Source organism: Acaryochloris marina MBIC11017 (assembly GCF_000018105.1).
Lineage (GTDB): Bacteria > Cyanobacteriota > Cyanobacteriia > Thermosynechococcales > Thermosynechococcaceae > Acaryochloris > Acaryochloris marina.
In genome coordinates this window covers 213,509-226,680 of record NC_009929.1, presented here as the reverse complement: position 1 = coordinate 226,680, position 13,172 = coordinate 213,509, and the positions used below count along the sequence as shown (strand labels likewise).

The window sequence follows — 13,172 nt, the reverse complement described above, 5'->3', positions numbered from 1 at the left end:
TTTGAGAAGAGTAACCACTTCATGTCCACTACGATTAGCATATTGGCCGATATCCCTGAAGAGCTACATGATGCCTTGCGAGGTTATTTAGACACCCATCCTGACTGGGATCAGAGTCGGGTTCTTTCAGCGGCGCTATCGTTATTCCTAATGCAGAATGGCACAACAGATCGCCGTACAACTCGTGTGTATTTAGATAGTCTCTTTAGAAGAGAACTACCCACTGCCTGCTGATGAGCAATCTCCAGCCCCTCATCAGCCTGACAGTTTGATTAACGGAGAAACAGCTTGGATTCCTTACCTATCTCTACCCCAACGAAGATCCAGAAGATGCCCTAATCAAGCTCCTTGATAGCGCCCGAAACCGAGCCATTCGCAGAGCAGAACATCAAGTGAGAGTCCTACACCTAGACCAGGACCAAGCCGAGGACCAGGAGGAAGACCCAGAGGAATCCGTGAGCTTGGCTGGTGATGTGACAGAAAATCCGATTGGGGCATTGCAGGAGTTATGCCAGCGGCAGCAAATATCGTTGCCCAGATATGAGTTTGAGACAATACCAGAAGGATTTCGCTGTTCAGTGTAGGTGATGGCCTTGAAGGGGTTGGTGAGGGGGTGTCAAAGAAGGAAGCGAAAGTGGGGGGCTGCGGAGGGTTTGTTGGGGTTGATTGGGGATTAGAAGAGAATGGTTATTGATTGACAGGTTGGCATTCGTATCGACCAATTGCTACGAAATTAACTTTACCTAATTCCCTTCATACTGCCTGACATGCCAGCATACCCCTCCTGGGTCAATAAATTGGACTTCGCGTCCCCAAGGATAATCGGTCGGGGGACCAATCTTCCGGCCTGGAAATTTGGTGGGGATGTCCTTAGCCTGAAGTTCTAGATAATATGCCTCCAGATCATCTACCTCATAGACAATAATTTGATTTGATTGCCATTCCTGAATATCGATATTGGATAAGAGAAATTGTGCTTCACCAAAACGTAATGCGGCCAACCCATCATTCTCATTCTCCCAAAGCTTCTCAAAGCCAAGCTCAACGAAGAACTTAAGGGACTCCTGGAAATTTGGTCCAGAGGGGACAAATGGGTATAGTTTCTTGCCCTGAGTATTCATGGAATATTTTTACGCTGCCTCCTCATCTTCGACTTCCACAGGAGTGGTCGAATTGGCCGATACTTCGCCCCCTAACTCAAGCTTCTGACGGACTTGCTGCTCTATCTTCTGAGAAAATTCTGGATGATCTCCAAAGTACTGAATAGTATTCTCCCGGCCTTGACCGATGTTGCTGCCGTCATAGCTATACCAAGCCCCTTTGCGGACGATCACCTCTGCTTCCTCAGCCATGTCTACTAAGCATCCTACGGTGGAAATCCCTTGACCAAATAGAATGTCAAATTCCGCTAGCTTAAATGGAGGAGCGACCTTGTTCTTAGCGACCTTCACTTTTGCCCGGATACCATACATCTCTGTGCCTTTCTTCAAGGTCTGAACACGACGAATATCCAAGCGAACGGACGCATAGAACTTGAGGGCGTTCCCTCCAGTGGTGACTTCGGGACTGCCATAAGTGACCCCAATCTTTTGACGGAGTTGGTTGAGGAAAATGACGGTGCTACCCGATTTGCAAATGTTGCTGGTGATCTTGCGCAGAGCTTGGCTCATTAGACGTGCTTGCAAACCCATATGGGAGTCGCCCATATCCCCTTCAATCTCAGCCCTTGGAGTGAGAGCAGCGACGGAATCGACGACCACTAAATCCACGGCACTGGAGCGGACCAGCTGATCCACCACTTCCAGGGCCATTTCCCCAGAATCCGGTTGGCACACGAGCAACTCAGAGACATCCACTCCCAAAGCCGCGGCATAAACCGGATCTAAGGCATGTTCCGCGTCCACAAACGCTGCCACTCCCCCAGATTTTTGGATTTCAGCGATCGCATGGAGGGCCACCGTCGTTTTCCCGGAACTTTCAGGGCCATACACTTCAATGACCCGACCTTTGGGGAGCCCTCCGCCCAAGGCTAGATCTAGGGGTAAAGCACCCGTAGAGATGGTTTCAATCTGCATCCGAGCGGCATCTCCCAGCCGCATGATTGCCCCTTTGCCAAACGTCTTTTCCACGTTTTTCATCACCAAATCGAGGGCTTTTTGCTTCTCGGTCATTTCTGTTTTGGCACTCATAAGGGGATCTCCAAAAGATCAAGATGGGGGTGCTAGACCAATATAGTAATCTTGTACTAAGATGGTGTCAACATGGTACTTTTTTCACGATTTGCCGCCTCACCGCGTGGTTGTCATGGCGATAGAGACACTGACTGATTTGGTAGGATTCCCAGATGGCTGGCTCGTTGGCGTCTCATGTTCCTTGGAGTGGGGATATCAATGTTGGGTGATTACCCCAGAAAGACAGGTCCATACTGACGGTGAGTTCTATGAGAGTAGTTTTGTGGCTTTGTCTGCGGGTCGCTTCCTGGTTGAACATTCGCTGGAGGTGGAGTGAAATCATATCGGGAATGATGGTGTGATGGCAATGGATTCACCCCGTATCTACTGTATCCCTGCTTCTGAAGCGCCTGTGATTGCAGTATTTCGACGCGGGCCTAGCAAATGGTTCCATGTCGGTCGGTGGGATCTAACCCAGCAAACGTATGAACCAGGTGCCTGGTTACATGGGCGCATCTATCCCCGTCGCTCTGACCTTTCACCCGATGGTCGATTCCTGTGTTATTTTGCCCACAAGCCCAATGCAACCTGGGAACATGGTGAAACCTACATTGCGATTTCAAAGTTACCTTGGCTAAGAGCGATCTATGCTTTTGGTACTTGCGGTACATGGACGCGCGGTTACTATTTCATACCCCCTGATCAAAGTGATGAGCACCTTAAGATAGACGTTCCATTTCCTTACAATCTCAGTTCCATTCCAGTGGTGCAATTTGCCAATGAACGTCATCGGGGATGGACGGAAACAGCCGATTCTCCATTGCGGCAACCCAATGACTTGTGGGATGAACATCGGAATGCACGACTCTATAAAATACAACCTGAAGGTCATCGAATCCTTTATTTAGAAAGCTTAGGTTTGGCTGGGGGTGAGTTTGGAGAAGATCAAGCAGTAGATGGAATGTCGGTTCTTTATTCGATGCAGTCCAATGAAGGCATTGAGATTCTGGATGCGTATCAATGGGCAGACTGGGATTTGCAGGGAAACCTTTTAGTCGCTACTCGTTCTGGAAAGCTTCAGGTTAATCAGGTAGAAGATAATGGCTTAAGAGTTGTGTTTGAAGTTGATCTATCTGTGATGGACCCTGACCCACTTCCACCACCTTCTTGGGCTCAGAATTAGTTATTCGTTGAAGATGTAATGCTTGGGTAGTTTCTTAGGTCAGCAGAACATCACTCCAAGGTAGCGCTAGAACCACTGACGCTGAAAATTGAGCACAGTTTTGTAAATGTATCGTGAGTTCTTTATCCAGCTTTAGATCGATTATAAAAGCGGAGCATTATGATCAGGAATACCTTATTCTGCCCTTGCTGTTCGAGTGTATCACTGAGTTTTTAAGGCTCAGAATCTCGGTAGTGGTAAAAATCTAGAGGTATTCCCCTTTAGTACATGCAGTAGTTAGATGGTGAAAAGCTCTATCAGTATGAATGACAGAGGGAGGAAATGAAGTTCATGATCTTGGGTGTGGATGAAGTGGAGAAATCTGATCATGTAATCTCATAGCCCATTGGTTTGAGCTATGAGATAGATCCTCTTAATGTAAATTGTCTCTAGGAGAGGTTTCCAACAACAAAATTATCACTATCCATTCTATTTACCTGAGGTTATGCCTTATTTATTGTGAGAGTCTTTCCCATCCACTCACCTCCGTCCAGTTTTTTGATTGCTTTGGCTTCTTCAGCATCATTATCCATTTCTACAAAAGCAAAGCCTTGCTTCTTGCCTGTCTCGCGGTCAATGGGGAGCTTGACCTGTTTTACCGCACCATATTGTGCAAAAGCAATTTTTAGATCTTTCTCTGTAACGGCATAAGAGAGGTTACCAACGTAAATCGACATGATACTCATCCTAAATTATCAATGTGTGTAGAGTAGAGATCTAGCAATTGGTGTATGGGCTTGAAAATTGAACCAGAAAAAACCAGTCAATCTTGAAAGCAAACACTAAAACGATTACTTGTACCGCACTGCTGCTAGCAAATCCCTAATATTACTGACTGCTATAAGTTTCGCCTTAACCGACCCGACAAAGTTAAACTTTGGAAGTGGGCCAGACAAATTTACCTATACAGATGTGTAAGTAAGACTAAATTGAGAGGATAAAATTACAAAAGTCTTTAGAAAGTAAACCAAGAAATAATTTGACCAATAATGCCTTCCCCAGTAAGTGCTTCAGTAATCAAGGCTAGGGTGAAACCAATCATTGCAAGACGGCCATTCCAAGTTTCGGAAAAGGCGCTAAATCCTGTGAAGGAAGACTGAGAATTCATAACAGTTAAATCTCCAGATGAGCGGTTTATAGATGTTCAGTAACGAAAGACATATTTGAGGGATTACATCAAACCCCAGAAATGTAGAACACCTTTACCAGTAACTAATTCAATTGCAATAGCTAAATAAAAACCGACCATTGCTAGACGACCACTCCAAGCCTCAGCAAAAGGGTTAAAGCCGAAGAAATTGCCAGATGAATTCATGTCTTTGGACTCCGATAAATCATGTGTGTTGTGGTCTGATGTGTCTGAATGTAACAAAAGTGTAACAAAATGTCAATGAAATAATTATGTTTAGTTACAGTTTCTTGACTAATACAGGATTTATGTAATCTCAAGCACTATTCTGCGGTTACTGGTACTAGGCGTGAGTTCGAGGAATTGGTAGCAGGCCGGATCGTAATCTGGAGCTGCGACAGAAGGATTAGATAGAGCAAGCCAGGACACGAGGGGAGCTGGAGTATCTGGCTGTTTCTAAGAATGGCTTCGGATGTTACTGGATTACTGTGGCGGGAACGGGGAAACCCTTCGTGAAGGAATCGTTTGCTACACCGGGATTCTGCCGTGAGTGCACCGTCGAGATTGAGGAAAACTTTGAGATTGGGGAAGTGATTGAGCTGAGGCCACCGGAGACGATGGAGCGGATCGAGGAGATGGTTGGAGAGTGGTTGGAGAGGGAGCGGGTGAGTAGGGTTTGGGGGTGATCAGCCTGAGACCTTTTGTTTCAATGTGAAGGTGGGGTAAGACAATAGTCTCAAGCTGTTCAAGGGGTTAGAAATATGAACAAGGTCCTCACAGATTGGGTCACAGTCAAAAACTTAGATATCCAAAACCGTTCCTTATTATTCCGTGTGGGAGGGCAAGATCGTGCTGGAGTAGTCGCCAAAGTTACTGGGTTATTGGAACTCCAGCACCTATATGTGGAAGCCATTCAGTTTAATCTGATTTTGCCCGAACAAAACCAATTTGAGATGGAAATTCTCGCCAAAGGAGCCCTAGAAGATTTGACCTGCATTCAAGGTCGCATCCAATCTAATCAATTTTTGCAGCCTGTCTCTGCTGCCCAAAACACCTATCTCTATTGGCCGCAGGCTTACATGATGCATCTTGCCTTAAACACGCCAGACCAAGAAGGTCTTATTGCCAGAATTTCGAATATCGTTAGTACCCCTCGCGATAACAACAATCCGTTTAGTGCAGGGAATTTTGTCTATTTAGCAGGCATTACCCATAATTCAGATGGTCCTCAGGGAGGCACCGCCTATTTTAGTGTACGAGCCAACATAGCCAGTCAGTCTTTGGAAGTACAACACCAGATTCAGAATCATCTATTGGAATGGGCTAAAGAGAGTTGTATTGAAGAAGATATATGGATCCGTGATCTCAATCCTTGAACGAGGTAGCGATAATTTTTTGTCTAAGTTTTAGTGAAAATAAGATATGGGTCGAATATTTATGTTGCTGGCGATCTAGTTTAGGCAAAACCTGATTGCGAAACTGTCCAACCGCTTGCTCAATCTGGGGTTTAGGGTAAAAATCTGGCTTAATTGATAAGGAGATACTACTTATTCTGAGTTACATGAGACCATTGTAAAAACTCCAAAACTGAGTCTGGGTAATGCAACGCGGAAAAATTTACAGGTGGAATTTTTCTACAGACCTAAATACTTCATCACAGCCCAGCCTTTAATAGCACCCCCAACTGCGGCAAAGAGGATAAAGAAAACGGGGATACTGCCACTAAAAAAAATACCAATAAAACCCATGATCCAGGATATAAAACTGGCTACAAACCACATGAAGGGTAGGCGATTGGTCTGTGATGCCACGCTATGATGACCTCTAAGGAGCAAAAATTGAGCGTAGCCTAAGACCCATCCTCCCAAGATAGCTACAATGGGTAGGCTTAGGAGTAGAATAAGCACCCCTTGTCCACCCATATTGATGCCAGTGCTCAGCAAAGTTAGGTCATGAACTAGCATAATGAGAAAGCCAGTTGCACTGGTGTTGCGAAGCCACTTGTATGCCAAGGTCTTATATTGAAACTTGAGGAGCAATGCCCCTTGAAGACTTCCTAGCAACCCCCAGTAAATGACGTAAATCGTGATCATTAACAGCGATGCATCGAGAGTGCCTGGGTTCCAATGAATCCCCAAAAGATAATACAAGCCGACTGTTAGAAGTAGACAGCCAGGACTGATCAAGCTCCAGAGAGCGAGAAACCTGTTTCTTTTCGCTTGGTTGGGCTCTTGGATCATGCTGTCAGTCAAGTCCTCTCTACCCGACTCGTCACTTTTGGTGGTTCTTCCAAAATACCTCTCTCTGTTTGAGCCTAGAAAAAAATGTAAGCGTTTATTCGGTCTGGGATAGATGTAAATTGTTTTAGCCATTTGATATTGATTTATTAATTTCAAGAAGTTCGATTATTCGTATAAAAGCTGTAATCTACAGATTTTTAGTCTTTCTAGCGATTGGCTATGGCAGGTATTAAAAAGCAAAAAGATAATACTTATTAAGTTGCCTTACCCCAGACCTTAAGAACGCTAACTTGATGAATTTCCATTAATACTGAGTCTTTATATCGTGATGCTAATGTAGAAAAGGCTTGGATTTGAGAGGTAGACAAACTACCACTTTATTTCGTGATAGGGGGAAGTTTTGGTCTACTTAAACTTAGCTAGTTAGATGAATCACAACATTTCCATCTTCACCGCTTTGTTGATTTCGTTGCTTCCTGCTTGTAGTCTGATCGGTTCCAGCTATGGGGGGCATCTGTCGCGGCCAGACGAGGCTCGCATTAATATCTCTGCCGAACCAATGGCAAGTTTTGACGCCGAGCCCAGATCCATCCTGTTTCGGTATCTAGCTGGCAACTCCAGATGGGAGATTCGTCAGGAACGTGGAATCAAATATGCAGTAAGGCGGGAAAAGGTCATGGGTGAATATAAAACGACACGCCATGGCTTTTATAGCAACGATGATGACGATTCCGTGCACCAGACCCGTGTGCTAATTGCCTTCGAAGAGCCATACGGAATAGGACGGGATCGCGGCAATATAACGCGAGCAATTGCAGGGTCTGACGATGTGGCTGTGATTGTTGAAGGAGCTCATGAAGGTACCCCCGGCAACACATCCTACGTCATTATTGAAGGTGATCGCTTATACCTCGAAATCTATGACCAAGCACCTGAGACTGCCCGACAGTTTACAAAGAAAACAATAGGTGAGGTATTCGCTGAATTAGCAGATGTTCTGAAACATCAAGACGAAATCAAAACGACAGGTTTAATTCCTGTCGAGTCGCGTTACCCAGGTAAGCGCCCGAATTCCCCACACTTCAAGGTTTCCGACGGAATGCAGCCGGGAATATATTTGCTCAACGGAGCTATTAACCCAACCACTCCCGGATATGTCTACACAAGGGTCTATGACGTAGAAACCGGACAACGCTTATCTGAGGAACAACTGACGTCTCGCTCGACGCGCTATGTTGGTTGGTCGGATTCTGGTGAGACATTCTTTCCATACAATGCTGAGGTAACGGTCTATGAAGGAGATTGGAGCAACAAATACGAAGCACGGTTTGAGCTCTGGCACAAGTCAGAACAAGGGAATGAATTCAAGATCGCGGAAATAACCAGGATGATTAATGGCTGGGAGCGCTAAGTTTGAAATTGTCAAAAGTCACAGACCCGTCAAACATCGCAGTTCCCTGGCGCTTTGATGGTGTTGAGTCGTTTTTTTATAAACAAAAAACAGAGAATCTCGATTGATATCAGTCAATTGTAGAAAATCCTGAATTAGGTGGTTTAGGCTTGGGATTCTGAATAGATTGGGAAGTCTGTGTATCCTTCCCTCTCGAATGAATACCAAATACTCTGCTCTGCAGGTGGGTTTAAGGGCCAGCCGTTTGTGAAACGTTCCACTAGATCTGGATTGCTGATGAACGGTCGGCCAAAAGCGATTAAGTCAGCGTTACCGTTCGAAATTCTATCGTCTGCATCCTCTTGACTGTAACCACAATTGCCAATGATGGTTCCGTTATAGACAGACCTGAATTCTGATAATTGCATGGGCTCACCTAACTCATGGAATCCAAAGGCCAGACCGTCTAGTATGTGGAGATAAGCTAGATCAAAGGCATTTAACTGCTGAGCAACATACAAGAAAGTTTCACGATAGTCTGGTGACCCCATGTCGTTAAAGACGCCATTCGGCGAAAGTCGCACACCGATGCGGTGAGTTGGCCAGACTTGGGAAATTGCCTCTACGACTTCCTTTAGAAATCGATAGCGATTCTCCAAAGTTCCACCGTAACGATCTTGGCGTTGATTGGTTTTACTCTGCAAGAAGCTATCGAGCAGATAACCGTTGGCACTGTGAATTTCCACACCGTCAAAGCCAGCCGTTTTGGCATTGATAGCCGCATTTCGATAATCTTCAACAACCAGTGGAATCTCATCGGTACTTAAAGCACGTGGGGTTTCGTAGGGCTGCTTGCCTTGTGGGGTATGAATTGAGTCCCCCTCAAGTTTGATAGCTGAGGGGGCTACAGGAAGCTGATGATCCTGATGAAAGCTGCTGTGAGAAGCTCGCCCACAATGCCAAAGTTGCAGAAAAACCTTACCCCCTTTTTCATGAACAGCTTTAGTTACTACTTGCCAAGCTTGGGTTTGCTCTTGGGTGTAGATCCCAGGGACATGCTGCCAACCGATGGCTTGGTCTGAGATAAAGGTTCCTTCTGTAACAATCAAGCCTGTTGATGCCCGTTGAGCGTAATATTCAGCCATCATTGCATTCGCCAACATTTCTTCCCCAGCTCGCGATCTTGTCATGGGAGCCATGACTATCCGATTGGCGAGTGGCAAATCATGAAGATTGAAACTGCTGAGTAATGTCGGGGATGCTCCTGTTGCCGTCATATCTCGATTCTATTGAATTAAGTAATAACCAGGAAATTGTATCTTGAACTGTGTGAAGCCTTAGTTACTGGCAATACACACATAGCATAACCAGTTACCCAGAGCTAATTTAGGAATTCTCAAAATTTTGCAACCAAGCGTTCAAATTTTCTAAGCTCTCGAATTCCAAAAGTGCTTCGCTCAGTTCCTCAAGCTTCTCAACTTCTAAGGACTGGATTTGGGCTTCAACTTCAGGTAATAGATTCCCTAATTTGCGGTTGAGAATACGCAGAACTATGGTTGCTCCCTCCTCTTGCCGACCGCGTGCAAGGCCCTTTTCTTCCCAACTCGTCAATGTCTGCATGATTGCGTCCCTTTCTCCTAATTCTAATGTATCAATTTCTGCCTGAAAGAGTTGTTCCTCGTCCGCTTCCAATCTGAGATAGGTATCGACAAATTGAGAAATAAACTCAGTTCTCGCTGGATCTAGCTGCAAGGTAGTCAACATCCGCAGGCATTCCATCTTTACTTGAGGCCGATCTTCTTTGGCAATTTGCATCTTAGCCATCAAAGCCGACGCTACTGGATTGTGCTGCCTCAAGTAGTCCCGCCAGTGCAAGCGGTTGAGTTGAATGGCCCGGAAATTGAACTGTAAGACTTGAAAATCAGGAAACTCAACGGTATACCTGCTCTCTGCTTCCTTTCGGGGACTGTCATAGGAAAAAATCACCACTGGGTAAATGGGCAAATCATATTTCTCCTGCAATCGTCCGAAGTAGTAGAACATGCGTTTCTCAAAGTCCGCTTGGACTGAAGACTGCGGCTCTATATGAAACAGAAAATAGCTTTCTTGCTCTCGAAATTGAACCCGAGCCAGCAGGTCTATGATGCGCTTCTCTTCTGCACCAATACTGCTGTATACCTCTTGGGATAAAAACGTGACGGGTCCGCGCTCCACATAGTCTAAGACTTGAGGTAAAAACAAATCTAAGAACTCCCAAAAGAACGTCTCGATCAATTCTTTGAACAGACCATCATGGTCAATGGACTCCTGTTGTGTCACCCGCTGCTCCGTGATTCGTATTCGATTCGCTGATTGAGTGTATCACTGGCATCTCATCCGAGTTATCCAGGTACGGCTTCTTGCAGCGGTCTTCGAAAAAAGGGAGATAGTCTTCAAGGCTGGCTGTTCAAGGCACCCGTCTTAATCCAGACATTCTGATCGTAAAACCCACCCCGCTGCTCAAACTGAAATCCACCGAGTAGCATTCCTAGCCAGATAGGTACCAGTGACAGCTGTAGCTCCTGTTTTAGCTCGACCAAAGGCACCATCCCAGATGTCCCCTGTAAGTACGTTGAGATGGCCTGTACCCATGCCAAAACATCCTCTTCTTCCAAGACTTGCAAGACTTCATCAGGTTGCTCAAGCCTTAACTCAGTCTCCAGCTCTTCCAGCAACGATGCCTTGTCCTTGAGCACAACGATCGACTCACACTCCTCTTTGGGTAATGTTCGCCGAGTCACCGGGTCGGGTTCAGCAATTAGATCATCGTCTAACACCATGGATTGCCGAACCATCCCCATTTCGTCATCCAAATCAAGGATGGGACCGTCATCGTTGTGGGCATCTCGCCAGTCCCTGAGGAAGACCTCCGCTCGCCGACTCAAGATTTCCGCCATCTGCAATAGGGCAGTCCCTGCCGTGGATAACTTCTCCTCTAATGGCAACTGGGCGACTACTAAGTCCAATCGCTCCTGCAACTGTTGGAGGTCACTCTCTACTGGAACCGCTTCTGCTTGATTCAGCTGCTGCCAAAGATCGAGTTCCAGTTGCAATGCCATCGTGAACAACCTCCTACGGGAACAAGGGGCAGGGACGAATCGGGCATTGACTTGGATCCACTTCGACTTGTGAATCAAACTGATGAAGTACTTTTCCGTCTAGATGCTCAGAGAAGCGGTTGAGTATACTCCTTGAGTATTTCGTCACATCAGAGTTAGTCCATCCCAGGGTATGAACAGGCTCAACGAACGCAACCCGCTTTTGACCTATCCACAGCTCCGCTGACATGGCATGAAGGGGCGCATCCCTTCTCGCTCGATACATCCGTCGAATGGCCGCAGGTTGGACGGGGACATCCACCGTAACTTCAGGAATCAGCTTCCCCGTCTGTAGTTGATATTTCCGTTTCTTGTTTCGGTTATAGCGATCGCGGTGTTTATACGAGGAACGACGGACATGGCAACGCTGGCCCACCCAGCACTCCTTTAACTTTGCTTGGTCCACGGGTAGCTTGGAACACCGCCTGCATTTTTCTGCGATTGCACGGGCCATCGTCTTAAACCGTAGGTAGGGGATGGGTTTTGGCCAAGGATTTGCTCTTTTTCGGCAAATACCCCCATAGCTTACCATGCTTATTAGTCAAAGTTTAGTCAAAGTCCAAATAATAAGATTTTGGCGTTAGTGTACGGAAATTGCCATTGACGTACACTAAAATGGACGTGGATCAGATCGGCGATGACCGAAGGTCGGTCGGAGACCATCGCAATGGCAGAATCAGGGTTAGTTCGCCTAGAAATCGATGAGTCGGCAGTTGATGTCGATTTGCTTAGAGCAGTCTTGGTGGAGAAAACCAAACCCTCCACGCGGGAAGGGTATACCAAGGATCTGGTGGACTTCTTTTTATTCGTGACCCAAGGGGAAATGGTCTATGGAGTTGAGGGACCGAAGCGCAAAAGTGAGATAAAGGCGCAGGTGAAGGTGGAACTATCCCGGCTGAGTCAGTCCTTTGTGGGGATTGGCCGATTGAAGGCTTTGGAATTAGCCGCTCGGTATCGGGAATGTATGATGCAGCGAGGGTTGCAGGCAAATACCATCAATCGGCGGTTGTCCGCAGTGAAGTCCATGGTGCGGATGGCCAGACGTTTGGAAATGTGTGATTGGACTTTGGCGGAAGTAGATGGCCTAACAGTAAAACCTTATCGGGATACTCGGGGAATTACAGCCTCTCAATTTCGACTGATGATGGTGTTCGTCAATCGGTTTTCCCTGGCTGGGTCTCGGGATTTCGCCATGTTGACGCTACTCTGGGAGGCGGGATTGCGACGGTCTGAGCTGGTAGGCTGTGATGTCCGTCATTTTGATTCGGAGCAAAAACGGTTGTCGATTTTGGGGAAAGGAAGGAACGAAAGAGAGTGGATTGATTTGACGGAAAGTGGGGTACTAGCGATTTCAGAGTGGCTGGAACTGCGAGAAGTTTATGGCCTCACGGAGCCGTTGTTTATCTCGTTGGATCGGGCGAATTGGGGGTCGCGGTTGTCAGGGACATCGGTATATCGAATTGTTCGGGCATTGGCGAAGAAGGCGGGGGTAAGTGAGAACTTTGGACCTCACAAAGTCCGCCATAGTGGGACAACCACCTATTTAGAGATGACGGGTGGGGACTTGCGCGGAGCACAGGCGTATTCCCGACACGCCAATCTGAATACGCTCAAGTTCTATGATGACAATCGCAAACAGCTTCAGAAGAAGGCTTCTGCGAAATTGGCGGAGACGATTTCTTGGCAGAAGAATTCTGATGAATCATCAGAGGTAAGAAAATAGGAATGACGACTCATTAGACCTTATCGGAAATAGCTGAAAGCCTTACTGGTAAAGCGTTTTATTTTTGGAGAAAAATCGGCCTCAAAGACTTACGACATAGACGTTTGAAGTTATTCTCACCCATTTTATTTCCGATAAGGTCTATTCCTTCCCTCAATGT

General features: G+C 46.3%; 17 protein-coding genes and 1 pseudogene. 8 read left to right on the top strand and 10 right to left on the bottom strand.

Annotated features, from left to right (window positions below; all coding sequences use genetic code 11):
• Nucleotides 1–21 precede the first annotated feature (21 nt).
• The gene (locus AM1_RS34565) at nt 22–234 is read left to right on the top strand and encodes a DUF2811 domain-containing protein (RefSeq protein ID WP_012166607.1); all 213 of its coding nucleotides are present in this window, start codon (nt 22–24) and stop codon (nt 232–234) included.
• A gap of 158 nt (nt 235–392) precedes the next feature.
• On the top strand, nt 393–584 hold the full coding sequence (locus tag AM1_RS43740) for a dsRNA-binding motif domain-containing protein (RefSeq protein ID WP_012167625.1): 192 nt from the start codon (nt 393–395) through the stop codon (nt 582–584).
• 159 nt (nt 585–743) lie between these two features.
• On the opposite strand, the gene AM1_RS34555 is transcribed toward AM1_RS43740, so the two are convergent.
• Nucleotides 744–1,121, bottom strand: coding sequence for a VOC family protein (locus AM1_RS34555; RefSeq protein WP_012167626.1), 378 nt, complete (start codon nt 1,119–1,121; stop codon nt 744–746).
• Between the two features lie 9 nt (nt 1,122–1,130).
• Complete coding sequence (gene recA, locus AM1_RS34550) at nt 1,131–2,189, bottom strand: recombinase RecA (RefSeq protein ID WP_012167627.1); 1,059 nt, start codon at nt 2,187–2,189, stop codon at nt 1,131–1,133.
• Nucleotides 2,190–2,250: 61 nt separating this feature from the next.
• Here recA and AM1_RS34545 point away from each other — a divergent pair, with 61 nt between their 5' ends.
• Nucleotides 2,251–2,508 (top strand): hypothetical protein, encoded by a 258-nt coding sequence (locus AM1_RS34545; RefSeq protein ID WP_390610085.1) that lies wholly within the window; start codon nt 2,251–2,253, stop codon nt 2,506–2,508.
• Nucleotides 2,509–2,538: 30 nt separating this feature from the next.
• On the top strand, nt 2,539–3,354 hold the full coding sequence (locus AM1_RS34540) for a hypothetical protein (RefSeq protein ID WP_238549380.1): 816 nt from the start codon (nt 2,539–2,541) through the stop codon (nt 3,352–3,354).
• A 482-nt stretch (nt 3,355–3,836) separates the two neighbouring features.
• Here the strand turns inward: AM1_RS34540 and AM1_RS34535 are convergent, their stop codons facing one another.
• The 3 genes from AM1_RS34535 to AM1_RS39355 form a co-directional block, all read right to left on the bottom strand.
• On the bottom strand, nt 3,837–4,070 hold the full coding sequence (locus AM1_RS34535; protein ID WP_012167629.1) for an RNA recognition motif domain-containing protein: 234 nt from the start codon (nt 4,068–4,070) through the stop codon (nt 3,837–3,839).
• Between the two features lie 278 nt (nt 4,071–4,348).
• The gene (locus tag AM1_RS34530; protein WP_012167630.1) at nt 4,349–4,501 is read right to left on the bottom strand and encodes a chlorophyll a/b-binding protein; all 153 of its coding nucleotides are present in this window, start codon (nt 4,499–4,501) and stop codon (nt 4,349–4,351) included.
• 63 nt (nt 4,502–4,564) lie between these two features.
• Nucleotides 4,565–4,708, bottom strand: coding sequence for a hypothetical protein (locus AM1_RS39355; RefSeq protein ID WP_012167631.1), 144 nt, complete (start codon nt 4,706–4,708; stop codon nt 4,565–4,567).
• Between the two features lie 194 nt (nt 4,709–4,902).
• On the opposite strand from AM1_RS39355, the pseudogene AM1_RS38305 reads away from it, so the two are divergent.
• Both AM1_RS38305 and AM1_RS34520 read left to right on the top strand, forming a co-directional pair.
• Nucleotides 4,903–5,208: pseudogene (locus tag AM1_RS38305) on the top strand (hypothetical protein); the annotation flags it as partial.
• Nucleotides 5,209–5,283: 75 nt separating this feature from the next.
• Nucleotides 5,284–5,898 carry a hypothetical protein gene (locus tag AM1_RS34520; RefSeq protein ID WP_012166988.1) on the top strand — a complete coding sequence of 205 codons (615 nt, stop codon included), beginning with the start codon at nt 5,284–5,286 and terminating at the stop codon, nt 5,896–5,898.
• 258 nt (nt 5,899–6,156) lie between these two features.
• On the opposite strand, the gene AM1_RS41755 is transcribed toward AM1_RS34520, so the two are convergent.
• On the bottom strand, nt 6,157–6,615 hold the full coding sequence (locus AM1_RS41755) for a hypothetical protein (protein WP_148216084.1): 459 nt from the start codon (nt 6,613–6,615) through the stop codon (nt 6,157–6,159).
• A 574-nt stretch (nt 6,616–7,189) separates the two neighbouring features.
• Here AM1_RS41755 and AM1_RS34510 point away from each other — a divergent pair.
• Entirely contained in the window at nt 7,190–8,173 is a 984-nt protein-coding gene (locus AM1_RS34510; RefSeq protein WP_012167635.1) for a hypothetical protein, read from the top strand.
• A gap of 143 nt (nt 8,174–8,316) precedes the next feature.
• On the opposite strand, the gene AM1_RS34505 is transcribed toward AM1_RS34510, so the two are convergent.
• From AM1_RS34505 to AM1_RS34490, 4 genes are all read right to left on the bottom strand, one after another.
• Nucleotides 8,317–9,429, bottom strand: coding sequence for an alkene reductase (locus AM1_RS34505; protein ID WP_012167636.1), 1,113 nt, complete (start codon nt 9,427–9,429; stop codon nt 8,317–8,319).
• A 109-nt stretch (nt 9,430–9,538) separates the two neighbouring features.
• Nucleotides 9,539–10,471, bottom strand: coding sequence for a DUF4351 domain-containing protein (locus AM1_RS34500; protein ID WP_012167637.1), 933 nt, complete (start codon nt 10,469–10,471; stop codon nt 9,539–9,541).
• A 113-nt stretch (nt 10,472–10,584) separates the two neighbouring features.
• Nucleotides 10,585–11,250 (bottom strand): hypothetical protein, encoded by a 666-nt coding sequence (locus AM1_RS34495; protein WP_012167638.1) that lies wholly within the window; start codon nt 11,248–11,250, stop codon nt 10,585–10,587.
• A gap of 13 nt (nt 11,251–11,263) precedes the next feature.
• Complete coding sequence (locus tag AM1_RS34490; protein ID WP_012167639.1) at nt 11,264–11,743, bottom strand: hypothetical protein; 480 nt, start codon at nt 11,741–11,743, stop codon at nt 11,264–11,266.
• A 213-nt stretch (nt 11,744–11,956) separates the two neighbouring features.
• Between AM1_RS34490 and AM1_RS34485 the strand changes: the two genes are divergently transcribed.
• Complete coding sequence (locus AM1_RS34485; RefSeq protein ID WP_012167641.1) at nt 11,957–13,012, top strand: tyrosine-type recombinase/integrase; 1,056 nt, start codon at nt 11,957–11,959, stop codon at nt 13,010–13,012.
• The last annotated feature ends 160 nt before the right edge of the window (nt 13,013–13,172 follow it).